We start from the raw sequence: 24,149 nt of genomic DNA, 5'->3' as shown, positions 1-24,149 counted from the left end.
CCTGCCCGAGGAGTAATCGTTCGATGAGCGAGCACCGTCGCAAACCGCAGCAGCCGCAGGGAGGCGGACGTGCCGCGGCCCGACGCGGCCAGTCCGACCCGTCCGCCGGCCGCCGTGCGGCCCCGCGGGGCGCCACCGGGTCTCCTTCCGACTCCTATGGGTTCCGTTCCTCCGGGTCGGACTCCCAGGGCTCGGGGGGTGAAGAGCGCCCCTACGGCGGCCGAGCCGAGGCACGCCGGGCGGCGCAGAAGAACACCGGAGGCCGCCGCAGAACGCCCGACAACGGAGGTCGCGGTCCCGGTGGTCCTGCCGGGCCGGGCCGTGGCAGAGGCCGGGCGTCGACGCCGCCCGACAAGAAGCGCCTGATCGACTACCCGAGGGCGAACCGGTTCGGCTGGCGCCGCTGGGTACCCTCCTGGAAGCTCACCTCCGGCCTGTGCCTCACGTTCCTCGGCAGCCTGGTGGCGCTGGTCGGCGTCGGGTACGCCATGGTGGGCGTCCCGGACGAGAACACCGCCGCGAAGTCCCAGAACAACGTCTACTACTGGGCCGACGGCAAGCAGATGGTCGCGACGGGCACCGGCATCAACCGGCAGAACGTCACGATCGACCAGATCCCCAAGGCCATGCAGTACGCGGTGATCTCCGCGGAGAACAAGAGCTTCTACACGGACCCCGGCGTCGACTTCAAGGGCATCGCCCGTGCTCTGGTCAACATGGCCCAGGGCGGTGAGACGCAGGGTGGTTCGACGATCACCCAGCAGTTCGTGAAGAACACCTACCTCAGCCAGGACCAGACGGTCACCCGCAAGTTCAAGGAGATGTTCATCTCCGTCAAGGTGGGCACCAAGTTCACCAAGCCGGAGATCCTCCAGGGCTACCTGAACACCTCGTACTTCGGGCGTGGTGCGTACGGCATCCAGGCCGCTGCCCAGACCTACTACGGCGTGGACGCGAAGAAACTCACGCCCAGCCAGTGCGCGGTCCTGGCGGCCCTGCTGAAGGGCGCGACCTACTACGACCCCGCGGGCAACACGGACATCGACCAGGCGGCCACCAAGGACGCCAACTACAAGCGCTCGCACGACCGCTGGGGCTGGATCCTCGGGGAGATGCACAAGGATCAGCACCTCTCGGACGCCGAGTACCAGACGGCCATCAAGAAGTACCCGGAGCCCCAGGGCCGCAAGGCGGTCAAGGGCATGACCGGGCAGATCAGCTACCTCGCCGACACGGCGAAGAAGTATGTCCTGGCGCACTCCAAGGTCACGGAGGCGCAGTTCGACAAGGGCGGCTTCCAGATCTACACGACCTTCGACAAGGCCAAGGTCAACGCGCTGAACGCGGCCGTGAACAAGGTCCAGAAGGCGCGTCTGGACCCCAAGCACCGGGACAAGGACAAGTACGTCCAGTTCGGCGCCGCGTCCGTCGTTCCCAAGGACGGTGCGATCGTCGCCCTGTACGGCGGCGCCGGCTACGAGAACAACCACTTCACCAACAACGCCGACACCTCGGGTGTCCCCGTCGGTTCGACGTGGAAGCCGTTCGTCCTGGCCGCGGCCATGCAGTACGGCACGTACAAGACCGACGGCGAAGGGGTCTCGCCGCTGAGCAAGTACAACGGCGACGACAACCTCAAGGTGCGGCGGCCGGACGGTACGTACTACCTGAACAAGGACAACTCGATCTTCCGGCAGAGGAACGAGAGCGGGTATCCCTGGGGTTACATCTCCCTGCGCAAGGCGATGGAGCAGTCGGTCAACACGCCGTTCGTGCAGCTCGGCGTGGACGTCGGCATGACGAAGGTGCGGGACATGGCTCAGGCGTCCGGGGTCCTGTTTGACAGCATGTCGCGGGACCTCAACCCGTCGTTCGCCATCGGTACGTCCACCCCCAGCGCCATCCGCATGGCCGATGCGTACGCTACCTTCGCGGCGTCCGGCGAGCACGTGGACCCGTACTCCGTGACCGCGGTCAAGGAGGACGGGCAGGAGCTGAGCGGCTTCGACAAGCCGAAGCCGACCAGGGCCATGGATGAGAACGTCGCGAACAATGTGACGGACGTCCTGCAGAACGTCATCCAGAACGGTACGGGTACCAACGCCAAGGCCCTGGGCCGTACGGCAGCGGGCAAGACCGGTACCACCGACAGCAACAAGTCGGCCTGGTTCGTCGGCTACACGCAGCAGCTGTCGACCTCGGTGGCGATGTTCCGTGAGAACCCCAAGGACGCCGAACTGCTCTCCATGAACGGGACCGCGGGCGTGGCGTCCATCCACGGTGGTGACATCCCGACCTCCGTGTGGACCGAGTACATGAGGGCGGCGCTGCAGGGCAAGAATGACCTGAGCTTCCCGGACGCCACCAAGATCGGCAAGGTCTCCGACGAGCTGGGTGCTCCGTCCCCGACGCCGAGCCCGACCATCACGCCCAGCGAGACGCCCAGCGAGACGCCCAGCGCCCCCACGCCGAGTGAGACGCCTGGTCTGCCCTCACCCACGATCAGCGAGAGCTGCCGGTTCGCCTGGAACTGCTCGGACGCCGGTGGTACCGGCGCGGGCGGAGCCGGAGGGGCAACGTCCTCGCCGTCAGCTACGGAGTCGACCGGTTCGGGCAATGCCAACGGTGGCGGGAACGGCGGAGGAAACGGCGGAGGGAACGGGAATCTCTTCGGTGGCACGACAGGCTGACCTGTAAAAAGAGGCCGGTGTTCCTCGCCCTGGGGGCGAGGAACACCGGCCTCTTTGTGTGCCTGGCACGGTACGTGGTCGACCGGACCTAATCGGATGCGGAAACCCATTTTGTGCAGTAGCTCAGCTGTGTGGAGCCCTCATAGGTGGCCACCTGAACTCCGGCATCGGTGATGGTGCCACCGGAGGCTACGTAGGAGTTGAACTGAACAGTGGTCCCGGCGCCGTTGTAATTGGAGTGCCACGGAAAATAGCTGACCGTGTCCGGGTACTGCACGACCAGCCGGATCTGCACGTGGTGGCCGTCGGCGAGGGTGTCCTTGAGCGTCAGGGAGAGGTTGGGGATGCTGTTGTCGTTGTAGTCCCACCCGGTAGTGATCAACGACCCGCTGGAGCCGGTGGCGGAACAGCTCGCAGTGTGCACCGTGAGTGCTTGCGACGGAGCGGCGGCGAAACCCACGAAGAGTGCGGAGCTAAGGCCTATGAGGCTGATCCTTGCCGTTTTTTTCACTTATCCCCCAAGTTTTCATGTGTCTTGAACGTGTGAGGACCCTAGTTCTGGGCGAGCCGATCTGGCAAGATTATTAATCTTCCTAATTGGTGTATATTAATCCAAAATAAAAGGCGAATTGCCTGGTGGTGTGTCCTTCTCAGGTCCATACGGCAGGATGGGCCCCATGCCCAGTGCAGAGACGACGCCCGCGGGCGTGCGCGAGCCGGAGCCGGTGCGTCCGACCCGGGAGGACCCGGTCGCCGCCGCCGGTAGTGAGCTGATCGGCGGTCCCATCGGGCGGCGTGCGCTGCTCGGGACGTCGTGGTGGACACCGCTACGGGTCGTGGTACTCGTGGCGATCGGCATGTTCGCCCTGGGCCTGATCCAGAAGGCGCCTTGTTACGACGGCGGCTGGTTCTTCGGCGCGAGTTCCCAGTACACCCACGCCTGCTACTCGGACATCCCGCACCTCTACCAGGGGCGGGGCTTCGCGGACGGCCTGGTGCCGTACTTCGACAGGCTCCCCGGCGACATGGACTACCTCGAATACCCGGTGCTGACCGGTGTGTTCATGGAGGTGGCCGCGTGGCTCACGCCGGGCAGCGGCAGCATCCAGCTCCAGGAGCAGGTGTACTGGTTCGTCAATGCCGGGATGCTGATGATCTGCGCCGCCGTCATCGCGGTGTGCGTCGTCCGTACGCAGCGTCGGCGGCCCTGGGACGGCCTGCTGGTCGCCTTGGCGCCCGCCTTCGCCCTGACCGCCACCATCAACTGGGACCTCCTGGCGGTCGCTCTGACGGCCGCGGCGATGCTGATGTGGTCCCGGAGCCGTCCCCTCGCTTTCGGCGTCCTCCTGGGGCTTGCCACGGCCGCGAAGCTGTATCCCGTGTTCCTGCTGGGTCCCCTGTTCCTGCTGTGCTGGCGCGCGGGCAAATGGCGGGACTTCCGCACCGCGACCGGCGGCGCCGTCGTGGCCTGGCTCGCCGTGAACCTGCCGGTGATGATCTTCGCCTTCGACGGCTGGTCGAAGTTCTACACGTTCAGCCAGGAGCGGGGCGTCGACTTCGGGTCCTTCTGGCTGATCTGGGCGCAGAACACGACGACCCCGCCCAGCACCACGTTCGTGAACAACGCGGCGACGATCCTGGTGGTGCTCTGCTTCCTGGGGATCGCGGCCCTGGCCCTCACCGCCCCGCGCCGGCCGCGCTTCGCGCAGCTGGCCTTCCTGGTGGTGGCGGCCTTCATCCTCACCAACAAGGTCTACTCCCCGCAGTACGTCCTGTGGCTGGTGCCGCTGGCCGTCCTGGCCCGGCCCAAGTGGCGGGACTTCCTGATCTGGCAGGCGTGCGAGGTGGCGTACTTCCTGGGGATCTGGATGTACCTCGCGTACACGACCAGCGGTGACGCCCACAAGGGCCTGCCGACCCACGGCTACCACTGGGCCATCGCGGTGCACCTGCTCGGCACGCTCTACCTCTGCGCGATGGTCGTACGCGACGTCCTCATGCCCGAGCGGGACGTGGTGCGCCGCTCCGGCGACGACGACCCTTCGGGCGGAGTGCTGGACGGCGCGGAGGACGTCTTCGCGCTCGGCGCGGCGGCCCGTCCTCCGCGCCATGCCGCCCAGTTCGAGGGGCCGCAGGTGGAGTGGGGCACCCGGGCCCCCGAGGACCGTTCGCTCTGAGCGAACAGCTCGTACCGGGAGCGGGCCACAGGAGCTGAGAACGCCAAAGGGAAGGGCCGTACACGGAACCCGTGTACGGCCCTTCCCGCGTTCCTGGAGACCGGTCAGCGGTCCACGATGCGGTCGAACTGGGTGGTGGTGTGCCGCAGATGGGCCACCAGCTCCTCGCCCACCGTAGGCTCCGGAGCGTCGTTCGGCACGAACAGGATGGACACCTGCATGTGCGGCGGCTCCGCGAACCAGCGCTGCTTGCCGCCCCAGACGAACGGCGCCAGGTTCCGGTTCACCGTGGCCAGGCCGGCCCGTGCGACGCCCTTGGCGCGCGGCATGACGCCGTGCAGGGCCTTCGGTGCCTCCAGGCCCACCCCGTGCGACGTACCGCCCGCCACGACCACCAGATAGCCGTCCGAGGCCGCTTTCTGCTGCCGGTAGCCGAACCGGTCGCCCTTGGCGACGCGGGTGACGTCCAATACCGCGCCGCGGTACTCGGTGGCGTCGTGGTCCCCCAGCCACAGCCGGGTGCCGATCCGGGCCCGGAAGCGGGTCTGCGGGAACTGCTGCTGCAGCCGCGCGAGTTCGTCGGCCTTGAGGTGGCTGACGAACATCGTGTGCAGCGGCAGCCGGGCCGCGCGCAGCCGGTCCATCCAGCCGATGACCTCCTCGACGGCGTCCGAGCCGTCGGTCCGGTCCAGCGGCAGGTGGATGGCGAAGCCCTCCAGCCGGACGTTCTCTATGGCCGAGTGGAGCTGCGGCAGCTCCTGCTCGCTGATGCCGTGGCGCTTCATCGAGGACATCACCTCGATGACCACGCGCGCGCCCACCAGGCCGTACACGCCGTCGATGGACGACACCGAGCGGATGACCCGGTCGGGCAGCGGGACGGGCTCCTCACCGCGCCGGTACGGCGTCAGCACCAGCAGGTCGCCGCCGAACCAGTCCTTGATGCGCGCGGCCTCGTACGTCGTGCCGACGGCCAGGATGTCCGAGCCGAGGCGGGTGGCCTCCTCCGCCAGACGTTCGTGCCCGAATCCGTAGCCGTTGCCCTTGCAGACCGGGACGAGACCCGGGAACTGCTCCTGCACGTGCTTGTGGTGCGCACGCCAGCGCGCGGTGTCGACGTAGAGCGTGAGCGCCATGGCCGGACCTGGGACCTTTCTGGATGGCTGGGGTGTTTCAGGTTATAGAAGCACGGAGCGTGACGTCAGCGGCGCGACATGTAGATGTCGAGCGCCTTGTGGAGCAGCTTGTTCAGCGGGAAGTCCCATTCGCCGAGGTATTCGGCGGCCTGGCCGCCGGTGCCCACCTTGAACTGGATGAGGCCGAAGAGGTGATCCGTCTCGTCCAGCGAGTCCGAGATGCCGCGCAGGTCGTAGACGGTGGCGCCGAGCGCGTAGGCGTCCCGCAGCATCCGCCACTGCATGGCGTTGGACGGGCGCACCTCGCGGCCGATGTTGTCGGAGGCGCCGTAGGAGTACCAGACGTGGCCGCCGACGATCAGCATGGTCGCCGCGGACAGGTTCACCCCGTTGTGCCGGGCGAAGTAGAGCCGCATGCGGTTGGGGTCCTCGGTGTTGAGCGCCGTCCACATGCGCTGGAAATACGACAGCGGGCGCGGCCGGAAGTGGTCGCGCACCGCCGTGATCTCGTACAGCCGCTGCCACTCCGCCAGGTCCTGGTAACCGCCCTGGACGACCTCGACGCCGGCCTTCTCGGCCTTCTTGATGTTGCGCCGCCACAGCTGGTTGAAGTTCTTCTGGACCTCTTCAAGGGAACGGTTCGCCAGCGGCACCTGGTAGACGTAGCGCGGCTGCACGTCACCGAAGCCGGCGCCGCCGTCCTCGCCCTGCTGCCAGCCCATCCGGCGCAGCTTGTCGGCCACCTCGAAGGCGCGCGGCTCGATGAAGTCGGCTTCTATGTCACGCAGGCGCTTCACGTCCGGGTTCTGGATGCCGGCCTTGATGGAGGTGGCCTCCCAGCGCCGGATGATCACCGGCGGGCCCATCTTCACGGAGAACGCGCCCTGCTGCTTGAGGTGGGCCAGCATCGGCTGGATCCACTCGTCGAGATTCGGCGCGAACCAGTTGATGACCGGGCCCTCGGGGAGGTACGCGAGATAACGCTTGATCTTGGGCAGCTGGCGGTACAGCACCAGGCCCGCGCCGACCATCTCGCCGGTGCGCTCGTCGAACCAGCCAAGGTTCTCCGAACGCCACTCCGCCTTGACATCTGCCCAGGCCGGGACCTGCATGTGGCTAGCCGCAGGCAGGCTCTGGATGTATGCCAGATGCTGTTCGCGGCTGATGGTCCGCAGGGTCAGGCTCATGTCGGGGCGCTCCTCGGGCTGGTGTGTCCCCATGGGTTCAGGGGCTCCGGCTCTCGCGGCGAAGCCTACTGCGCCTTGCCCATGACCCGACTGGGCGTACACCACCAACGCCCCGGCTCCGGTGCGGCCGGGGCGTGACGCGGTGGTGCGGAAGGGGCCGGAGGCCTATCCGAACAGGCCGCCGTGTGCCATGCCGATGAAGAAGCCGATGCCCGCGGCACCGAGACCCAGGATCAGACCGAAGCGCTCGCGTGTGGTGATCGAGACCCACTGGCCGTACAGGCCGGTGAAGATCCCGATCAGGCCTGCCCACGAGCTGAGCAGGTGCAGGCCGTGGAAGAACGACGTGATGAAGGCGATCAGGCCGAGCGCCAGCGTCACGGCCATCAGCGCGTCCTGGAGCGGATGGGTCTCGCCGTCGGTGGCGAACAGGGAACCGGCGGTGTTGGGTCGCAATGCCTGTGCCATAGGGCACCTCCTGCGGAAAGCGGCGCATCGTAGCGCCGTACACACCCGATGTGTACAGATTGAGGGTCCCGGCGGCCGGATTTCAACCGGAAGCAGGTGTGCGGGTACTGTGTACCGTCTGCACCGGTGTCTGCCCAGGCCCGCGGCCGGGGATCCCGAGGGAAGCCCACCGCTTGTCAGTGGCGGCCGATACCGTTGCGTACGCATCACAACCCTCCTGCCACGGAACGACCGTGGCCGCTGAGTCCAAAGGAGGTGGGTTCCACATGCGTCACTACGAGGTGATGGTCATCCTCGACCCCGATCTGGAGGAGCGCGCTGTCGCCCCCCTGATCGAGAACTTCCTCTCCGTCGTCCGTGAGGGCAACGGCAAGGTGGAGAAGGTCGACACCTGGGGCCGTCGTCGTCTCTCGTACGAGATCAAGAAGAAGCCCGAGGGCATCTACTCGGTCATCGACCTGCAGGCCGAGCCTGCGGTCGTGAAGGAGCTCGACCGCCAGATGAACCTGAACGAGTCGGTCCTCCGGACCAAGGTCCTCCGTCCCGAGACCCACTGAGCTTCCCGCTCAGCTGATCTCGGGTTTCGAGTAGCAGCAAGCAGCCAGCAGCAAACCCGCCGAGAGGTACCCCCATGGCAGGCGAGACCGTCATCACGGTCGTCGGCAATCTTGTCGACGACCCCGAGCTGCGCTTCACCCCGTCCGGTGCGGCGGTCGCGAAGTTCCGCGTCGCGTCCACTCCCCGCACCTTCGACCGTCAGACCAACGAGTGGAAGGACGGCGAGAGCCTGTTCCTGACCTGCTCGGTCTGGCGTCAGGCGGCGGAGAACGTCGCCGAGTCGCTCCAGCGAGGCATGCGCGTCATCGTGCAGGGCCGGCTGAAGCAGCGGTCCTACGAGGACCGTGAGGGTGTCAAGCGCACGGTCTACGAGCTGGACGTCGAGGAAGTCGGCGCCAGCCTGCGCAGTGCCACGGCCAAGGTCACCAAGACCGCCGGTGGTGGCGGCCGCAGTGGCCAGGGTGGTTACGGCGGCGGTGGCGGCCAGGGTGGCGGCGGCTGGGGCGGCGGCTCCGGCGGCGCCCAGCAGGGCGGCGCTCCCAGCGACGACCCCTGGGCCTCCGGCGCTCCCGCCGGTGGCGGCAACCAGGGCGGCGGCGGCTGGGGCGGCGGCTCCGGCGGCAGCGGTGGCGGTGGCGGCGGCTACTCGGACGAGCCCCCCTTCTAGGGCAACGGCTCGCATCCCCACTTCTTGATCACACAGGAGAAACACCATGGCGAAGCCGCCTGTGCGCAAGCCTAAGAAGAAGGTCTGCGCGTTCTGCAAGGACAAGGTCCAGTACGTGGACTACAAGGACACGAACATGCTGCGGAAGTTCATTTCCGACCGCGGCAAGATCCGTGCCCGCCGCGTGACCGGCAACTGCACGCAGCACCAGCGTGACGTCGCCACGGCCGTCAAGAACAGCCGTGAGATGGCGCTGCTGCCCTACACGTCCACCGCGCGATAAGGGAAGGGTGACCGACACATGAAGATCATCCTCACCCACGAGGTCTCTGGCCTCGGTGCCGCCGGCGATGTCGTCGACGTCAAGGACGGTTACGCTCGCAACTACCTGATCCCGCGGAAGTTCGCTATCCGCTGGACCAAGGGTGGCGAGAAGGACGTCGAGCAGATCCGTCGTGCTCGCAAGATCCACGAGATCCAGACCATCGAGCAGGCCAACTCCGTGAAGGCCCAGCTCGAAGGCGTCAAGGTCCGTCTGGCCGTCCGCTCGGGCGACGCCGGTCGTCTCTTCGGTTCCGTCACCCCGGCCGACGTCGCTTCGGCGATCAAGGCCTCCGGTGGCCCCGAGGTCGACAAGCGCCGCATCGAGCTGGGCTCGCCCATCAAGACGCTGGGCGCCCACGAGACGTTCGTGCGTCTGCACCCCGAGGTTGCCGCCAAGGTCAACATCGAGGTCGTCGCGGCCTGAGGCTGCGATCGGATCGAGCAGTAGCTGAAGGGGGCCGCACCCGCGAGGGTGCGGCCCCTTTCGGTCTGCCCACCTCGTGTGGGTGCGGCGGGTGTTTCACGTGAAACGTGGCGGCTCGCGGTGATTCACGTTTCACGTGAAACTGGCCAGGGTGTGGACCGTCAGCGTGTCGCGCCGGCCACGATCCAGCGGCCCGAGCGGGTGCGCAGCCAGAGAGTCAGCATCCGCGTGACCATCATGAGGGTCATGGCTGCCCACAGAGCCGTGAGCCCGCCGCCGAAGGCGGGGACCAGGAGCGCCACCGGCGTGAAGACCGCCAGCGTCACGACCATGGCCCCGGCGAGATAGGGCCCGTCTCCCGCACCCATGAGGACGCCGTCCAGGACGAAGACCACCCCGGAGATCGGCTGGGAGAGCGCCACGATGAGCAGCGCCGGCAGTGCGATGTCCTTGACGATCGGGTCGCTGCTGAACAGGGGCAGGAAGAACGGCCGGGCGATCACCACGAGCAGGCCGAGGACGACTCCGGTGGCGATGCCCCACTGGACCATCCGTCGGCACGCCTCACGAGCGCCGGCGGTGTCGCCCGCGCCGAGATAGCGGCCGATGATGGCCTGTCCGGCGATGGCTATCGCGTCCAAGGCGAACGCCAGCAGGCTCCACAGCGACAGCACGATCTGGTGGGCGGCGATGTCGGCATCGCCGAGCCGGGCGGCCACGGCCGTGGCGATCATGAGGACGGCCCGCAGGGAGAGCGTCCGGACGAGCAGAGGTGCCCCGGCCTGGGCCGAGGCGCGGATCCCGGCGGCGTCGGGGCGGAGGGAAGCTCCGTGCCTGCGGGCTCCTCGTACGACGACGGTCAGGTAGACGGCCGCCATCGCGCACTGGGCGATGACGGTGCCCCAGGCGGAGCCCGCGATGCCCAGTCCGGCGCCGTAGACGAGCCCGGCGTTCAGAGCGGCGTTGGCGACGAAGCCCGCGACGGCTACGTACAGCGGGGTTCGGGTGTCCTGGAGGCCGCGCAGGACGCCGGTGGCGGCGAGCACGATCAGCATGGCCGGGATGCCCAGCGAGGAGATCCTCAGATAGGTGGTCGCGTAGGGGCCCGCGGTGGTGGAGGCCCCGAAGAGATCCACGATGTCGGGTGCCAGAGGCAGGGTGACGGCGATGACGCCCAATCCGAGCAGCAGCGCGAGCCAGATGCCGTCCATGCCCTGGCGGATGGCTGCGGGAAGATCGCCGGCCCCTACCCTGCGGGCGACGGCCGCCGTCGTGGCGTAGGCGAGGAAGACGAAGACGCTCACGGCGGTGGTGAGAAGTGTTGAGGCGACGCCGAGGCCGGCGAGCTGCGCGGTGCCGAGATGGCCCACGATCGCGCTGTCGGCCATGACGAAAAGAGGCTCGGCGACGAGTGCGCCGAAGGCCGGAACGGCCAGGGCGACGATCTCTCGGTCGTGCCGGCGTCGGGTGGCCTTGGGGATCGCGGGAGCCTGTGACATGGGCGCTAATCTAATCGTCCACAGGTAAGAGATGCAATTGCCATGCGACCCTTACTTCGGCTGGCGTGGGCCACGCCTTCACGGATCGGTCGAAGCGATCTTGATCCGACTGGGAAAGTTTTTCTTCTGCACAGCCGGTGGGCGGGAAAGGGCCAGGTCACAGCCGCTCGCCAAGAAAGTTCGAGGGCTTGTTCACAGGGCTGTCCACCGGGTCGTGCACAGGTTTCGGCGAGTTCTCCACAGCATACGGGCCGTCGTCCACATGGCCTGTGGATAACCAGATTGGCTGACGGTGCCCGCGGGCCTACCGTGGTCCGGCGCACGCTCCCCCGCATGGCCTCGGAAACCTCACAAAACCGACGCGCTGGGAACCGGAATGGGGCGCCTTGGTTTGTCAGTGCCGTGCCGTAGAAATGTGGCCACGGCGAGGTCCGCCGGGCGGACGGGAGGAGGTGGCTCGGTGAGTATTTCCGAGCCCTTGGACGATCCGTGGGCCGAGGCCGGTCCCAGTGATCGCCTGCCCGCCTCCCGCCAACGCGGCGACAGCGGCCGAGGACGGGACGACCGGCACGACCGGGGCCGGGACAGCGGTGACTGGGACGGCGGAGGTTCCACCTTCGAGCGGATCCCGCCGCAGGACCTGGACGCCGAACAGTCCGCGCTCGGCGGCATGCTGCTGTCCAAGGACGCCATCGCCGACGTCGTGGAGATCCTCAAGGGCCACGACTTCTACAAGCCCGCGCACGAGACGATCTACCAGGCGATCCTCGACGTCTACGCCAAGGGCGAGCCGGCCGACCCCATCACCATCGCCGCCGAACTCACCAAGAGGGGTGAGATCAACAAGGTCGGCGGGGCCTCCTATCTGCACACCCTCGTCCAGATGGTGCCGACGGCGGCGAACGCCGAGTACTACGCGGAGATCGTCCACGAGCGCGCGGTGCTGCGCCGTCTCGTCGAGGCCGGGACCCGGATCACGCAGATGGGATACGCGGCCGACGGCGACGTGGACGAGATCGTCAACAGCGCCCAGGCCGAGATCTACGCGGTCACCGAGCAGCGGACCAGCGAGGACTACCTGCCGCTCGGCGACATCATGGAGGGCGCCCTCGACGAGATCGAGGCGATCGGCTCCCGCACCGGTGAGATGACCGGTGTGCCCACCGGCTTCACCGACCTGGACTCGCTCACCAACGGCCTGCACCCGGGCCAGATGATCGTCATCGCCGCCCGTCCCGCCATGGGTAAGTCCACCCTCGCGCTGGACTTCGCCCGTGCCGCCTCGATCAAGAACAACCTGCCCAGCGTCATCTTCTCCCTCGAGATGGGCCGCAACGAGATCGCGATGCGTCTGCTGTCCGCCGAGGCCAGGGTCGCTCTGCACCACATGCGCTCCGGCACGATGACCGACGAGGACTGGACCCGGCTCGCCCGCCGGATGCCCGACGTGTCGGCGGCGCCGCTGTACATCGACGACTCCCCGAACCTGTCGATGATGGAGATCCGGGCCAAGTGCCGCCGGCTCAAACAGCGCAACGACATCAAGCTCGTGATCATCGACTATCTGCAGCTGATGCAGTCCGGTTCCAAGCGCTCCGAGAGCCGTCAGCAGGAGGTCTCGGACATGTCCCGGAACCTCAAGCTCCTGGCCAAGGAGCTGGAGGTCCCGGTGATCGCGCTCTCGCAGCTCAACCGTGGCCCCGAGCAGCGCACGGACAAGAAGCCGATGGTGTCCGACCTGCGTGAGTCCGGCTCCATCGAGCAGGACGCCGACATGGTCATCCTGCTCCACCGCGAGGACGCCTACGAGAAGGAGTCACCGCGCGCGGGCGAGGCCGACATCATCGTCGGCAAGCACCGAAACGGTCCGACCGCGACGATCACCGTGGCCTTCCAGGGTCACTACTCCCGTTTCGTGGACATGGCGCAGACCTGATCCGCACCACCGAAATGGACTCGACGCGGCCCTGCTCAGCGGGTGGACTGGGCGCATGACGACATTTCAGGAAGAGCTGCTGCCCGCCACCCGGCGGGCGCTGCTGCACCGGATCGCCGTAGCCCAGGCCGAGGGGCGGGCGCCGTCACTGGTGGCCGCCGTCGTGCGCGGCGGCCGGGCCGTCTGGCACGGGGCGCGGACCTCGGTGGGCGGGCACCAGCCGGACGAGGACGTGCAGTACCGGATCGGCTCGATCACCAAGACGTTCACGGCGGTCCTGGTGCTCCGGCTGCGCGACGAAGGGCTGCTCGATCTCGGTGATCCGCTGGAGAAGCACCTGCCGGGCACCGGCGCGGGGGAGGCGACGATCGCCGAACTCCTGGCGCACACCGGCGGGCTGGCGGCCGAGTCGCCCGCCCCCTGGTGGGAGCGGACTCCGGGCTCGCTGCGGCCCGAGCTGAGCGACGTCCTCGGCGAGCAGCCTCTTCTGCACCCGGTCGGCCGCCGGCATCACTACTCCAACCCCGGCTACACCCTGCTCGGTGCCCTGGTCGAGGAGGTCCGCGGTGCTCCCTGGGAGGAGGTGCTCCGGCGGGAGGTGCTCGAACCGCTGGGTCTCGACCGCACGAGCTGCCGGCCGCTCGCGCCGCACGCGGGTGGCTGGGCGGTGCATCCCTGGGCGGACGCGATGCTCCCGGAGCCGTTGGAGGACCTCGGGCGGATGGCGCCGGCAGGGCAACTCTGGTCGACCACGGGCGACCTGGCCCGCTTCGCCGTGTTCCTGGCGGCCGGCGACGACCGGGTTCTGAGTACCGAGTCGGTACGGGAGATGCGCGTTCCGGCGGCTCCCGCCGAGCCCGCCGACGTGCTGGACGGCGCCACCTACGGGCTCGGTCTCCAGATCCAGCGCCGTGACGGCCGGCTGCTGGCCGGGCACTCCGGTTCACTGCCCGGCTTCCTGGCCAACCTCACCATCAGCGTGGACGACGACGTGGCGGCCGTGGTGCTGGCGAACTGCACCTCGGGCCCGATGGTGTCCGCCACGGCCGCCGATCTCGTACGCATCGTCGCGGAGGCCGAGCCGCGCATTCCCGAGCCGTGGCGGCCGCTGGCCCAGGTGGATCCGGCGGTGCTGGAGCTGGCGGGCCAGTGGTACTGGGGTACGCACCCCTTCGCCCTGCGGGTGACGGCCGACGGCCTGGTCTCACTCGGGCCGCTGGCGGGCGCGGGCCGCCGTGCGCGGTTCCGGTCCAACGGCGACGGCACCTGGACCGGACTCGAGGGCTACTACGCGGGAGAGCTTCTACGGCCCGTACGGCGGCCCGACGGCACCGTGAGCCACCTGGACCTCGGGTCCTTCGTGTTCACGCGCCAGCCGTACGAGGAGACGGCTCCGGTACCCGGCGGGGTGGACCCCGAGGGGTGGCGGGGGATCGGCTGGACGAGCTGAGGGTGGCGTTTCACGTGAAACGCCACCCTGGGGAACGCGCGGACCGTCGACGGCCGCCGGTCAGAGCTCCAGCTTGAAACCTACGTGGGAGCCGGTGAAACCGAGCCGCTCGTAGAAGCGGTGGGCGCCGGTGCGGGACGCGTCCGAGGTCAGCTGCACCAGTTGGCATCCCTCCCGGCGGGATTCCTCGATCGCCCACTCGATGAACAGGGTTCCCAGCCCGCCGCCGCGCTCGTCCGCGTGGATGCGCACGGCCTCGATGATCGACCGGGTCGCGCCCCGCCTCGACAGACCGGGGATGAAGGTGAGCTGGAGCGTGCCGACGACGCGGCCCTCGCGCACGGCGACCACCAGCCGCTGGTTGGGATCGGCGCTGAGCCGCTCCAGGGCGCCGAAGTAGGGGGTCAGGTCGTCCGGTGATTCCCGCCGGGCGCCCAGCGGGTCGTCGGCGAGCATGGCGACGATGGCCGGGACGTCGTCGGCGACCGCGGCGCGTATGTCAAGATCTCCCATGCTCGCAGCCTATGCGGGCACGTTCAGCGATTCCACGACCCGTACCAGGGGAGCCAGCTCCGGGTTCCTGGCCGCCTCGTCGAGGGCCTCACGCAGCGCGCTGTCATTGGTGGGACGAGCCTCTTCGAGTAGCCGCAGCCCGCTCTCGGTGACGTTCGTGTAGATGCCGCGCCGATCGGTCGGGCAGAGGTAGCGCTCCAGGAGGCCCCGGTCCTCGAGGCGGGTCACCAGCCGTGTGGTGGCGCTCTGGCTGAGCACGACCGCGTCGGCGACCTGCTTCATCTGCAGATGGCCTCCCTCGTCGTCGTGCTGTCGGCTCAGGACGTCCAGCAGGGAGTACTCGCGCACGCTGAGGTCGTGCTTGGCCTGCAGGGCGCGCTCGATGTGCGCCTCGATCCTCCCGTGGAGCAGGGAGAGGGCGCACCAGCCCTGGGCAAGGGCGGTGAGTGCTGGGTCCGTCGCTGTCATGGTTCCTCCGTCCCGGAGCGGCTGAACCCAGGATAGAGCAGAGACGCAATATCCGGCGGTTGCATTTAGCCCGCGTGTGCAATTAATGTGGACGCACGCTAAGCGCATCTGCAATCGTCTGGGAAGGTGTTCCTCCATGCCTCTCGCGCTTCTGGCCCTCGCGATCGGGGCCTTCGGGATCGGCACCACCGAGTTCGTGATCATGGGCTTGCTGCCCGAGGTCGCCGGTGACTTCGGGGTCTCCATCCCCACCGCAGGCCTCCTCGTGACCGGCTACGCGCTCGGTGTGGTGCTGGGCGCCCCGCTGATGACCGTCCTCGGCACCAAGGTCCCGCGCAAGCGGATGCTGATGCTGCTGATGGCGCTGTTCGTCGCGGGCAACCTGGTGTCCGCCGTGGCCCCCTCCTTCGCCGTCATGCTGATCGGCCGCGTGATCGCCTCCCTCGCCCACGGCGCCTTCTTCGGCATCGGCTCGGTGGTGGCGGCCGAACTGGTCGCGCCGAGCAAGAAGGCCGGGGCCATCGCGATGATGTTCACCGGGCTCACCGTCGCCAACGTCGTCGGTGTCCCGCTCGGCACCCTGGTGGGACAGCACGTCGGCTGGCGTGTGACCTTCGGCATCGTCGCCGCCCTCGGTGTCGCCGGCCTGGTCGGCATCGCCAGGCTGGTGCCCGAGCTGCCCAAGCCGGCAGGCGTGCAGCTGCGGCACGAGCTGGCCGCGTTCAAGAACACCCAGGTCCTGCTCGCCATGGCGATGACCGTCCTCGGGTTCGGTGGTGTCTTCGCGGCCGTCACCTATATCGCGCCGATGATGACCCACGTCGCGGGCTTCGCCGACGGCTCCGTCACCTGGCTGCTGGTCCTCTTCGGCCTCGGCATGGTCGGCGGCAACCTCGTCGGCGGCAGGTTCGCCGACCGGGCCCTGATGCCCATGCTGTACGTGTCCCTGGGCGCCCTGGCGGTCGTCCTCGCCCTCTTCACGGTCACGGCGCACAACAAGATCGCGGCCGCGGTGACCGTCGCCCTGATCGGCGCCCTGGGCTTCGCGACCGTACCCCCTCTGCAGAAGCGCGTGCTCGACCAGGCACACGGCGCCCCCACCCTGGCATCGGCGGTGAACATCGGCGCCTTCAACCTCGGCAACGCCCTCTCCGCCTGGCTCGGCGGCATGGTGATCGCCGCCGGTTTCGGCTACACCTCCCCCAACTGGGTCGGCGCCGCCCTCGCCGCGGGCGCTCTCCTGCTCGCCTTCCTGTCGGCCGCACTGGAGCGCCGCGATGCCGTCCCGAACCCCGTGACCGCGGACGGCGTGCCGACGGCGCGCCGCGAGTCTGTCCACCACTGAGCCGGCCGCAAGGCGTCGGCGGCGCCACCCCGGCCAGGACCGCGGCTTCGCCGTGGACGCCGCGCGCACTCCCGCGACCACACCCTCGGTCCACGCGGCCCGCCGGCTCCTCCGGGAGGCCGGCGGCCGCCGTGCGGGCGGAGCCTCAGCCCGCCGCCACCGTCAGCGGCGCGAACCGCCGGGTCCAGTCTCCCGGCAACTCTGTGATGCCGTAGGTCATGACGGAGTTCATGGCCACGGAGGCGAGCCCCCGTTCCTTGGCCCAGGCCAGCAGTTCCTCGTGACGGACGTCGATGTCGGTGCGGAGCGGCCGGTCGGTGTGGGCGGCGAGGGAAGCGACGAGGGACTTCGCCGTCTCCGTGTCACGGGCGATCAGCGGCCCGACGACGTGCGTGTCCATGTTGGGCCAGGCGGCCGCGAAGCCGACGATCTCTCCGCCGTCCACGGCCACCCGGAACTGGTCCGAGAACGCGGGCAGGCGGGCGATGAGAGGGGTGCGGTCGGTACCGAACACCTCCTCGTCCAGCCGCAGGACGGCACCGAGGTCCTCGGCGGTGGCCTTCCGCGTCGCCACGCGCGATGGAGGACCGCCCGGAGTGAAGAGTCCGGTCAGCATCTCCGAGCGTCCCGTGGTCTTGAATCCCAGCTCCTCGTAGAGCGGACGGCCGTAGGGAGTGGCGTACAGGGTCAGGGGGATCGTCCCCATCGCCGAGACGATGTGGCGCATCAACCGGCGTCCGACGCCCTGGCGAGCGTGCCGCGTGGCCACCAGGACCATGCCGATCGCACCGAGATCCGGACGTTGCCCAGAGCCGTACTCCGTGACGACGCAGGCGGCGACGAGGCCTCCGGCGGGGTCGTCGATGCCGTGACCCGTTCCGGCCGACAGGAGAAGACGCCACTTGTGTTCCTCGCGCGGCCACCCCCGGTCCTCGGACAAGTCGGCGCAGGCGATGAGGTCGCGTGGCGTCAGCCGGCGAATGGGCAGAGTGGCGACGGCAGGAGTGGGCACGCAGGTCAGGCTGTCCGACCCGAACCCATGGCGTCCACCCGTTTCGAGGGAGACGCACGCGGTTTTGGCCATGCGGTAGCCCGGTGCACAACCCCTGGACAGACAGGGGACGTTTCACGTGAAACATCGCCGCGGTCGCAGCCGGGGACCCCGCCAGGACGAGGGGGCTTCCCAGTAGCCTCGGGACGCATGGCGAGACTTCACCTCTTCGATCTGGACGGCACCCTGCTGCACGGCACCTCCGCGCCCGTCGAGATCTCCCGTCAACTCGGTCTGGAAGCGGAGACGGTGGAGCTTGACCGGGTGATGTCGGCGGGCCGGATGTCCCCGCCCGAGTACGCGGCGCGGGTCTACACCCTCTGGGCCGAGCTGACCGTCGCGAAGGTGACCGCTGCCTTCGACGGAGCGCCCTGGCTGGCCCGCATACGGGATGTCTGGGCCGAGATCAGGGCAGCGGGTGACTACTGCGCTGTGGTCTCGCTCTCGCCCTCGTTCTTCGTGGAACGGCTGTTGGACTGGGGCGCCCACGCGGCCGTCGGATCGCGCTTCCCCGCGGTGCCCTTCGTCGACCCGGTGGATCCGGCGGGCCTTCTCGACGCCGCTGCCAAGGTGACCATCGCCGACCGCCTGTGCGCGGAGTTCGGAGTGGGCCGTGCGGACTGTGTCGCCTACGGGGACTCGCTGTCGGACAGGGAACTGTTCCGCGTGGTTCCGATGTCCGTGGCGGTCAACGCGGACGGACATCTCGCCGGTCTCGCGACGTACTCGTACACGGGCCGGGATCTATGGGATGCCTACGAATTGACTCGTGGCGCCCGGTAGTTGAGGGACCGAATGGTTCGCCCGTTGTCGGATTGGTGGGGGATACAGAGGGGACTTGTGTGGGGGGCGGCGGCCGGTAGGGTCGACTCCGGTTCCCGTCCGGGGCGAGATGTCCCATCGGGAGTGACTGCGGTCCATGTCACACTTTCGCCTTACTTGTCCGTACGCGAAGGAAGCGCGGGTTCAATGTGGCCGTGGGTCGGCCACGGGCCGGACCAGGAAGAGCCAGCCGTCAACGGGGGAAGACCAGCACCTTCTCAGTGAAGTGCGCAGACCGACCGAAAGATGTTCGAGGCGAGGCACACCATGGATGCTCCGACCACCACGTCGGCGGGCAACGACGAGGCCGGCGGCAGCAGCTGGTTCACGTCCCCCAGCAAGGCGGCCCCGGTCGAGCCCGCCGCCGAACACCCGGGCGCGGGGCCGGGCAACCGCCAGGAACCGCCTCAGGGCCGCCCTCCCGCGCCGGAAGGGACTCAGGCGCGAATACGGCCGACGGAGGAGCCCGCCGGCCTCCAGGGCCCCGCTCAGGGCCCTGCCGCCGGGCAGCACGCCCCCGCGGCGGGGCAGCAGGTCCCACCGCAGCGCCCCACGCAGCCGGGCTCGGGGGCCTCCCCGGACGCGGCACGCATCCAGAACACCATGGCCGAGGTCGGCCCGGTCGCCGACAAGGTCACCTCGTACTTCTACGCGCTGCTCTTCGTACGTCACCCCGAACTGCGCTCCCTGTTCCCGGCCGCCATGGACACCCAGCGGGACCGGCTGCTGAAGGCGCTGCTCACCGCGGCCGAACACATCGACAACACGCCCGTCCTGGTCGAGTACCTCCAGAACCTGGGCCGCGGCCACCGCAAGTACGGCACCCGTCCTGAGCACTACCCGGCGGTCGGTGAATGCCTGATCGGTGCGCTGGGCAAGTACGCCGCGGCCATCTGGGACCCGGAGACGGAGGCGGCCTGGGTACGGGCGTACACGACGATGTCGCAGGTGATGATCGACGCGGCGTCGGTGGACGAACTGCGCGCACCGGCCTGGTGGCACGCGCAGGTCGTCGCCCACGACCTCAGGACCCCGGACGTAGCGGTGCTCACCGTCCGCCCCGACCAGCCGTACCCCTTCCTCGCCGGGCAGTACACGAGCGTGGAGACGCCCTGGTGGCCACGGGTCTGGCGGCACTACTCCTTCGCCTCCGCGCCCCGTTCGGACGGGCTGCTGACGTTCCACGTGAAGGCCGTGCCGGCGGGCTGGGTCTCCAACGCACTCGTGCACCGGGCCCGTCCCGGTGACGTCATCCGCCTCGGGCCGCCCGTCGGCTCGATGACCGTCGACCACACGAAGGACAACGGACTGCTGTGTCTGGGCGGCGGCACCGGCATCGCCCCCATCAAGGCGCTGGTGGAGGACATCGCCGAACGCGGCGCACGCCGGCCGGTCGAGGTGTTCTACGGCGCCCGCACCGACCACGACCTGTACGACATCGACCCCCTGCTCCGGCTCCAGCGGAGCCACCCCTGGCTCTCGGTCCGGGCGATCACCGACCAGCAGGCGCACCTCCAGCTCCCGGACGCCATCCGCACGTACGGATCATGGAGCGAGTACGACGCCTACCTGTCGGGGCCGCCCGGCATGATCCGCAGCGGCGTGCACGCCCTGAGGGACGTCGGTATCCCGGCGCACCGCATCCGCCATGACTCGGTCGAGGAACTGGTCTTCGTCGGCGACTGATCCGTCAGCCGAGGTCGGGGGCATGCATGGCTCGCACGCCTTCGATGTTGCCGTCGAGGTAGTGGCGCAGGGAGAGCGGCACGAGGTGCACGGAGGCGATCCCGACACGGGTGAACGGGACGCGCACGATCTCGTACTCGCCGGCGGGCTCCTCGATCTCGGGGCCGTGCCGCAGAGCCGGGTCCATGGACTCCAGCCGGCAGACGAAGAAGTGCTGCACCTTCACGCCGGTGGCACTGCCGGTGTCGCCGATGTGCTCCACGGTGTCCACGAAGCACGGCACCACGTCGGTGATCTTGGCGCCGAGTTCCTCGTGCACCTCGCGGTGGAGGGCGTCGACGACGGTGGTGTCCTCCGGTTCGACCCCGCCACCGGGGGTGACCCAGTAGGGATCGACACCTGGCTTGGTGCGCTTGATCAGGATCAGGTCGTCGCCGTCCAGGAGGACGGCACGTGCGGTGCGCTTGACCACGGGTCGGACGGTCATGGGAGAAATGTGGCCCAGCTCGTTCCACGTGAAACATCGCGAACCGCCACCGGACGGCCGCAGCGCGTCAACACCGCCCGATGTGCTCAGCCCCAGTCCGCGGCGGCACGGTGGAGCCACTCGTGTGCCCGCGCCACATGCGGCAGGGCGAGCGTGCCGGTCCGCGCCACCAGGAAGTAGGTCCGCAACGGGGGTATCGCGGGCTCGTGCAGCTCCTGGACCTCGCCGCGGTCCAGGGCGGCCGCGCACAGATAGCGGGGCAGCACGGCAAGACCGGCGCCCGCGACCGCGCAGGCGAGAACGGCCCGCAGATCGGGTACGACGACGGTGCCGGAGGCGGCCGGGCGGGCGTCGAAGACGGAAGCCCAGTAACGCGAGACGAAGGGCAGCGACTCGTGCACCTCGACGACGGGCAGGTTCTCCAGGACCGGCGCGCCCTTGTCCCGTACCGTCCCGGCGCCGATCTCCTCGACCCAGCGGGGAGCCGCGACCAGGACGTGTTCCTCGTCGCACAGGGCGGTGGCGGTGAGCAGGGCGCCGCGCGGCCTGACGGTACTGATGACCAGGTCGTGGTGGCCGGCGGACAGCCCCTCCAGGGTCTCCTCGGCATTGCCGAACGAGGCGCGCAGCGCGAACGCCTGGCCGTCGTCGGCGGCGAGTTCCGAGAGGGCGGGCAGGGCGCGCTCGGCGGTGAACTCGGGCGGCCCCGCGAGATGCAGGGTGCGCACCGAGGAGTCGTCGTGGAGGCCGCGTTCCGTTATCTCCACGAGAGCGTCGAGGTGCGGTGCGGCTTTGTGGGCGAGTTCGTCACCGATGGTCGTCGGGGTCACCCCGCGGGCCTTGCGTAGGAAGAGCGGACGGCCCAGCTGCTTCTCCAGGGTGCGGATCTGTGAGGTCACGGCCGGCTGCGAGAGTCCGAGCAGGGCCGCGGCGCGGGTGAAGGAGCCGGCCCGGTGCACGGTCACGAAGGTCCGCAGCAAGGCCAGGTCCATCGTTCGCCCTTCCCTTCACCCAGCCCCGTACCGGCCCTCGGGGGGGCAGATCCCCAACTATAAATAAGTCGATAGGTCTCTGTCCCTACAGTGATTGGACACTGACGCAGAGTCAACTAGCCTAGGTCACGCGGTTCTTGACGCGCGGGAACCGGGACGGTCCGAGCCACGAGGGGGGAGGCTCGGACCGTCCGTCATGCGTAGCAGGACCGGCCCGAGCGTCCGTAATGCGGTCACTGATCCGACTCGTCGAGGGCGCGGAGCACGTCGGCCACCAGATCTTCGGGGTCCTCGGCCCCGACCGACAGCCGGATGAAGCCCTCCGGTACGTCGTCCCCGCCCCAGCGCCGCCGCCGCTCGGCCGTGGAGCGCACCCCGCCGAAGCTCGTCGCGTCGTCGACCAGCCGCAGGGCTTCCAGAAAACGGTCGGCACGCGCGCGCGTGGGCAGCGTGAAGGAGACCACCGAGCCGTAGCGCCGCATCTGCTGTGAGGCGATCTTGTGCGCGGGGTCGTCCGGCAGCCCCGGGTAGCGCAGCCCGGTCACCTCCGGCCGCTCGCCGAGCGCCTCGGCGAGCACCAGGGCGGTGGCGTTCTGCCGGTCCACGCGCAATTGCAGGGTGGCCAGAGACCGGTGGGCCAGCCAGGCCTCCATGGGCCCGGAGATCGCACCGATGATCTTCCGCCACCGCCGTACGTCGGCCATGGTCTCGGCGTCGCGTCCGCAGACGTAGCCGAGCAGGACGTCGCCGTGTCCGGTGAGCTGCTTGGTGCCACTGGCCACGGAGAAGTCGGCGCCCAGTGCCAGCGGCCGCTGGCCGAGCGGGGTCGCGAGGGTGTTGTCCACGGCGACGAGGGCACCCCGCGCGTGCGCCTCCACGGCCAGCCGCCGGATGTCGCACACGTCGAGCCCGGGGTTGGACGGCGACTCGATCAGCAGCAGCTTCGCCCCGTCCAGGACGTCGAGCTGGGCGTCGCCCGCGGTCGGCGCGGTGCGCACCTCGATGCCGTAGGCCTCCAGCTGGGCGCGGACCAGGGGCAGCACCTGGTAGCCGTCGGACGGCAGCACGAGGGCGTCCCCGGCGCGCAGCTGCGAGAAGAGCACGGCCGAGACGGCCGCGAGGCCCGAGGCGAACACCAGCGTCTCGACGTCCTCGCCCGGTGCCTCCAGCTCGCCGATGGCGCGCTCCAGGTGGGTCCACGTCGGGTTCTCGTCACGGCCGTAGGCGTAGGGCCCGCTGACCTCGCCGGGCAGATGGAAGTGCGCGGCGAACACCGGACCGGGCAGGGTCGGTTCGTTCTTGACCGGCTCGGGCAGTCCCGCGCGCACCGCGCGCGTGCCCTCACCCGTCAGGCCGGAGTCGGAGCCGTGTTCATTCATATCGCCGTTCCCTCCACTGCGTCGCGTACGGCGGCGAGCAGTCCCTCGCTCGCCGCCTCCACCATCTCAAGACACTCCTCGAAGCCGTCCGGACCGCCGTAATACGGGTCCGGTACGTCGAGGGCGTCGGCGGCCTCGGGGTCGTAGGAGCGCAGGAGCCGTACCTTGCGGGCGTCCTCGTCGGTGGGGGCGAGGGCGCGCAGTGCCTTGAGGTGGCCGGAGTCGAGGGCGATCACGAGGTCTAGGCGGTCGAACCAGGACGCCTGGAACCGGCGCGCGGTGTGCTCGGCCTCGTAGCCGTGCTCTTCAAGGGCGCGGACGGTGCGCGGATCGGCGTCGTCGCCCTCGTGCCAGCCGCCGGTGCCGGCACTGTCGACCTCGACGCGGTCGTCGAGCCCGGCCTCGGCCGTCCGGGCGCGGAAGACGGATGCGGCCATCGGGGAGCGGCAGATGTTCCCGGTGCACACGAAGCAGACGCGGTAGGTCATCGGGGCTCAGTCCGTGTCGGGAAGGATCATGTTCAGGGCCCAGGACACGATCGAGATGATCAGGCCGCCGAGCACGGCCGTCCAGAACCCCTGCACGTGGAAGCTCAGGTCCAGCTTGTCGCAGACCCAGGAGGTCAGCAGCAGCATCAGCGCGTTGACCACGAGGGTGATCAGGCCGAGCGTGAGGATGAACAGCGGGAAGGTAAGGATCTTGACGATCGGCTTGACCAGGAAGTTCACCAGGCCGAAGACCAGGGCGACCAGGATCAGCGTCAAGACCTTCTTGGTGGTGCTGTCACCGGTCAGCGTGATCTTGTCGAGCAGCCACACGGCGACGGCGAGGGCACCCGCGTTGGCGATCGTCTTGACTAGGAAATTCATCATGTGTCTGATCGTGGCAGA

24 protein-coding genes are annotated in these 24,149 nt (G+C 68.9%); 11 read left to right on the top strand and 13 right to left on the bottom strand.

Going from position 1 to position 24,149, the window contains the following annotated elements:
• Positions 1–23: 23 nt before the first annotated feature.
• The gene (locus ACIRQ9_RS01450) at positions 24–2,690 is read left to right on the top strand and encodes a transglycosylase domain-containing protein (RefSeq protein ID WP_404165915.1); all 2,667 of its coding nucleotides are present in this window, start codon (positions 24–26) and stop codon (positions 2,688–2,690) included.
• A gap of 88 nt (positions 2,691–2,778) precedes the next feature.
• On the opposite strand, the gene ACIRQ9_RS01445 is transcribed toward ACIRQ9_RS01450, so the two are convergent.
• Positions 2,779–3,150: a hypothetical protein gene (locus ACIRQ9_RS01445; protein ID WP_404165913.1), complete on the bottom strand. Its 372-nt coding sequence runs from the start codon at positions 3,148–3,150 to the stop codon at positions 2,779–2,781.
• Between the two features lie 217 nt (positions 3,151–3,367).
• Between ACIRQ9_RS01445 and ACIRQ9_RS01440 the strand changes: the two genes are divergently transcribed.
• Positions 3,368–4,867 carry a glycosyltransferase family 87 protein gene (locus ACIRQ9_RS01440; protein ID WP_404165911.1) on the top strand — a complete coding sequence of 500 codons (1,500 nt, stop codon included), beginning with the start codon at positions 3,368–3,370 and terminating at the stop codon, positions 4,865–4,867.
• Positions 4,868–4,971: 104 nt separating this feature from the next.
• Here the strand turns inward: ACIRQ9_RS01440 and ACIRQ9_RS01435 are convergent, their stop codons facing one another.
• The 3 genes from ACIRQ9_RS01435 to ACIRQ9_RS01425 all read right to left on the bottom strand — a co-directional run bounded on the left by ACIRQ9_RS01435 (position 4,972) and on the right by ACIRQ9_RS01425 (position 7,658).
• Complete coding sequence (locus ACIRQ9_RS01435; protein ID WP_404165910.1) at positions 4,972–6,003, bottom strand: alanine racemase; 1,032 nt, start codon at positions 6,001–6,003, stop codon at positions 4,972–4,974.
• Positions 6,004–6,068: 65 nt separating this feature from the next.
• Entirely contained in the window at positions 6,069–7,190 is a 1,122-nt protein-coding gene (gene femX / locus ACIRQ9_RS01430; protein WP_404165908.1) for a peptidoglycan bridge formation glycyltransferase FemX, read from the bottom strand.
• A gap of 165 nt (positions 7,191–7,355) precedes the next feature.
• A complete protein-coding gene (locus ACIRQ9_RS01425; RefSeq protein WP_404165906.1) occupies positions 7,356–7,658 on the bottom strand; it encodes a hypothetical protein in 303 nt (100 codons plus the stop codon).
• A 266-nt stretch (positions 7,659–7,924) separates the two neighbouring features.
• On the opposite strand from ACIRQ9_RS01425, the gene rpsF reads away from it, so the two are divergent.
• The 4 genes from rpsF to rplI all read left to right on the top strand — a co-directional run bounded on the left by rpsF (position 7,925) and on the right by rplI (position 9,631).
• The gene (rpsF, locus tag ACIRQ9_RS01420) at positions 7,925–8,215 is read left to right on the top strand and encodes a 30S ribosomal protein S6 (RefSeq protein ID WP_005482942.1); all 291 of its coding nucleotides are present in this window, start codon (positions 7,925–7,927) and stop codon (positions 8,213–8,215) included.
• Between the two features lie 74 nt (positions 8,216–8,289).
• Positions 8,290–8,883 (top strand): single-stranded DNA-binding protein, encoded by a 594-nt coding sequence (locus tag ACIRQ9_RS01415; protein ID WP_404165904.1) that lies wholly within the window; start codon positions 8,290–8,292, stop codon positions 8,881–8,883.
• A gap of 46 nt (positions 8,884–8,929) precedes the next feature.
• On the top strand, positions 8,930–9,166 hold the full coding sequence (gene rpsR / locus ACIRQ9_RS01410) for a 30S ribosomal protein S18 (RefSeq protein ID WP_006381652.1): 237 nt from the start codon (positions 8,930–8,932) through the stop codon (positions 9,164–9,166).
• Positions 9,167–9,184: 18 nt separating this feature from the next.
• The gene (rplI, locus tag ACIRQ9_RS01405) at positions 9,185–9,631 is read left to right on the top strand and encodes a 50S ribosomal protein L9 (RefSeq protein WP_351934107.1); all 447 of its coding nucleotides are present in this window, start codon (positions 9,185–9,187) and stop codon (positions 9,629–9,631) included.
• A gap of 161 nt (positions 9,632–9,792) precedes the next feature.
• Here the strand turns inward: rplI and ACIRQ9_RS01400 are convergent, their stop codons facing one another.
• On the bottom strand, positions 9,793–11,130 hold the full coding sequence (locus ACIRQ9_RS01400) for an MATE family efflux transporter (RefSeq protein WP_404165902.1): 1,338 nt from the start codon (positions 11,128–11,130) through the stop codon (positions 9,793–9,795).
• A 460-nt stretch (positions 11,131–11,590) separates the two neighbouring features.
• Between ACIRQ9_RS01400 and dnaB the strand changes: the two genes are divergently transcribed.
• Positions 11,591–13,066 carry a replicative DNA helicase gene (dnaB, locus tag ACIRQ9_RS01395; RefSeq protein WP_404165900.1) on the top strand — a complete coding sequence of 492 codons (1,476 nt, stop codon included), beginning with the start codon at positions 11,591–11,593 and terminating at the stop codon, positions 13,064–13,066.
• A 55-nt stretch (positions 13,067–13,121) separates the two neighbouring features.
• Complete coding sequence (locus tag ACIRQ9_RS01390) at positions 13,122–14,516, top strand: serine hydrolase domain-containing protein (RefSeq protein ID WP_404165898.1); 1,395 nt, start codon at positions 13,122–13,124, stop codon at positions 14,514–14,516.
• A gap of 60 nt (positions 14,517–14,576) precedes the next feature.
• Here ACIRQ9_RS01390 and ACIRQ9_RS01385 read toward each other — a convergent pair whose 3' ends face one another.
• Positions 14,577–15,029, bottom strand: coding sequence for a GNAT family N-acetyltransferase (locus ACIRQ9_RS01385; RefSeq protein ID WP_404165896.1), 453 nt, complete (start codon positions 15,027–15,029; stop codon positions 14,577–14,579).
• 9 nt (positions 15,030–15,038) lie between these two features.
• Positions 15,039–15,497, bottom strand: a complete 459-nt coding sequence (locus ACIRQ9_RS01380; RefSeq protein ID WP_404165894.1) for a MarR family winged helix-turn-helix transcriptional regulator — start codon at positions 15,495–15,497, stop codon at positions 15,039–15,041.
• 136 nt (positions 15,498–15,633) lie between these two features.
• Between ACIRQ9_RS01380 and ACIRQ9_RS01375 the strand changes: the two genes are divergently transcribed.
• Positions 15,634–16,842: an MFS transporter gene (locus tag ACIRQ9_RS01375; RefSeq protein ID WP_404165892.1), complete on the top strand. Its 1,209-nt coding sequence runs from the start codon at positions 15,634–15,636 to the stop codon at positions 16,840–16,842.
• 145 nt (positions 16,843–16,987) lie between these two features.
• On the opposite strand, the gene ACIRQ9_RS01370 is transcribed toward ACIRQ9_RS01375, so the two are convergent.
• Positions 16,988–17,854, bottom strand: a complete 867-nt coding sequence (locus ACIRQ9_RS01370; protein WP_404165890.1) for a GNAT family N-acetyltransferase — start codon at positions 17,852–17,854, stop codon at positions 16,988–16,990.
• Between the two features lie 189 nt (positions 17,855–18,043).
• On the opposite strand from ACIRQ9_RS01370, the gene ACIRQ9_RS01365 reads away from it, so the two are divergent.
• Complete coding sequence (locus ACIRQ9_RS01365; protein WP_404165888.1) at positions 18,044–18,676, top strand: HAD family hydrolase; 633 nt, start codon at positions 18,044–18,046, stop codon at positions 18,674–18,676.
• 306 nt (positions 18,677–18,982) lie between these two features.
• Positions 18,983–20,401, top strand: coding sequence for a globin domain-containing protein (locus tag ACIRQ9_RS01360; protein ID WP_404165886.1), 1,419 nt, complete (start codon positions 18,983–18,985; stop codon positions 20,399–20,401).
• 4 nt (positions 20,402–20,405) lie between these two features.
• Here ACIRQ9_RS01360 and ACIRQ9_RS01355 read toward each other — a convergent pair whose 3' ends face one another.
• The 5 genes from ACIRQ9_RS01355 to ACIRQ9_RS01335 all read right to left on the bottom strand — a co-directional run bounded on the left by ACIRQ9_RS01355 (position 20,406) and on the right by ACIRQ9_RS01335 (position 24,131).
• Positions 20,406–20,888, bottom strand: coding sequence for an NUDIX hydrolase (locus tag ACIRQ9_RS01355; RefSeq protein ID WP_351934129.1), 483 nt, complete (start codon positions 20,886–20,888; stop codon positions 20,406–20,408).
• An 86-nt stretch (positions 20,889–20,974) separates the two neighbouring features.
• On the bottom strand, positions 20,975–21,880 hold the full coding sequence (locus ACIRQ9_RS01350) for a LysR family transcriptional regulator (protein ID WP_404165883.1): 906 nt from the start codon (positions 21,878–21,880) through the stop codon (positions 20,975–20,977).
• A 233-nt stretch (positions 21,881–22,113) separates the two neighbouring features.
• Entirely contained in the window at positions 22,114–23,259 is a 1,146-nt protein-coding gene (locus tag ACIRQ9_RS01345) for a cystathionine gamma-lyase (protein WP_404165881.1), read from the bottom strand.
• A complete protein-coding gene (locus ACIRQ9_RS01340) occupies positions 23,256–23,747 on the bottom strand; it encodes a low molecular weight protein-tyrosine-phosphatase (protein WP_404165880.1) in 492 nt (163 codons plus the stop codon). Before ACIRQ9_RS01340 ends, ACIRQ9_RS01345 begins: the two co-directional genes overlap by 4 nt.
• A gap of 6 nt (positions 23,748–23,753) precedes the next feature.
• On the bottom strand, positions 23,754–24,131 hold the full coding sequence (locus tag ACIRQ9_RS01335; protein ID WP_404165878.1) for a phage holin family protein: 378 nt from the start codon (positions 24,129–24,131) through the stop codon (positions 23,754–23,756).
• Positions 24,132–24,149 lie beyond the last annotated feature (18 nt).

This window comes from Streptomyces sp. NPDC101237 (genome assembly GCF_044767465.1).
Classification (GTDB): Bacteria; Actinomycetota; Actinomycetes; order Streptomycetales; family Streptomycetaceae; genus Streptomyces; species Streptomyces gramineus.
This window is presented reverse-complemented; position numbering and strand designations above follow the sequence as displayed.

Bases quoted from the DNA above. Each gene is read 5' to 3' on its own strand.
- ACIRQ9_RS01375 (WP_404165892.1), top strand. From the start codon at position 15,634: ATGCCTCTCGCGCTTCTGGCCCTCGCGATCGGGGCCTTCGGGATCGGC.
- ACIRQ9_RS01400 (WP_404165902.1), bottom strand. From the start codon at position 11,130: ATGTCACAGGCTCCCGCGATCCCCAAGGCCACCCGACGCCGGCACGAC.
- rplI (WP_351934107.1), top strand. From the start codon at position 9,185: ATGAAGATCATCCTCACCCACGAGGTCTCTGGCCTCGGTGCCGCCGGC.
- ACIRQ9_RS01435 (WP_404165910.1), bottom strand. From the start codon at position 6,003: ATGGCGCTCACGCTCTACGTCGACACCGCGCGCTGGCGTGCGCACCAC.
- ACIRQ9_RS01380 (WP_404165894.1), bottom strand. From the start codon at position 15,497: ATGACAGCGACGGACCCAGCACTCACCGCCCTTGCCCAGGGCTGGTGC.
- ACIRQ9_RS01385 (WP_404165896.1), bottom strand. From the start codon at position 15,029: ATGGGAGATCTTGACATACGCGCCGCGGTCGCCGACGACGTCCCGGCC.
- ACIRQ9_RS01425 (WP_404165906.1), bottom strand. From the start codon at position 7,658: ATGGCACAGGCATTGCGACCCAACACCGCCGGTTCCCTGTTCGCCACC.
- ACIRQ9_RS01415 (WP_404165904.1), top strand. From the start codon at position 8,290: ATGGCAGGCGAGACCGTCATCACGGTCGTCGGCAATCTTGTCGACGAC.
- ACIRQ9_RS01340 (WP_404165880.1), bottom strand. From the start codon at position 23,747: ATGACCTACCGCGTCTGCTTCGTGTGCACCGGGAACATCTGCCGCTCC.
- ACIRQ9_RS01355 (WP_351934129.1), bottom strand. From the start codon at position 20,888: ATGACCGTCCGACCCGTGGTCAAGCGCACCGCACGTGCCGTCCTCCTG.
- rpsR (WP_006381652.1), top strand. From the start codon at position 8,930: ATGGCGAAGCCGCCTGTGCGCAAGCCTAAGAAGAAGGTCTGCGCGTTC.
- ACIRQ9_RS01440 (WP_404165911.1), top strand. From the start codon at position 3,368: ATGCCCAGTGCAGAGACGACGCCCGCGGGCGTGCGCGAGCCGGAGCCG.
- ACIRQ9_RS01390 (WP_404165898.1), top strand. From the start codon at position 13,122: ATGACGACATTTCAGGAAGAGCTGCTGCCCGCCACCCGGCGGGCGCTG.
- ACIRQ9_RS01350 (WP_404165883.1), bottom strand. From the start codon at position 21,880: ATGGACCTGGCCTTGCTGCGGACCTTCGTGACCGTGCACCGGGCCGGC.
- ACIRQ9_RS01345 (WP_404165881.1), bottom strand. From the start codon at position 23,259: ATGAATGAACACGGCTCCGACTCCGGCCTGACGGGTGAGGGCACGCGC.
- rpsF (WP_005482942.1), top strand. From the start codon at position 7,925: ATGCGTCACTACGAGGTGATGGTCATCCTCGACCCCGATCTGGAGGAG.
- ACIRQ9_RS01450 (WP_404165915.1), top strand. From the start codon at position 24: ATGAGCGAGCACCGTCGCAAACCGCAGCAGCCGCAGGGAGGCGGACGT.
- ACIRQ9_RS01335 (WP_404165878.1), bottom strand. From the start codon at position 24,131: ATGATGAATTTCCTAGTCAAGACGATCGCCAACGCGGGTGCCCTCGCC.
- ACIRQ9_RS01360 (WP_404165886.1), top strand. From the start codon at position 18,983: ATGGATGCTCCGACCACCACGTCGGCGGGCAACGACGAGGCCGGCGGC.
- femX (WP_404165908.1), bottom strand. From the start codon at position 7,190: ATGAGCCTGACCCTGCGGACCATCAGCCGCGAACAGCATCTGGCATAC.
- ACIRQ9_RS01365 (WP_404165888.1), top strand. From the start codon at position 18,044: ATGGCGAGACTTCACCTCTTCGATCTGGACGGCACCCTGCTGCACGGC.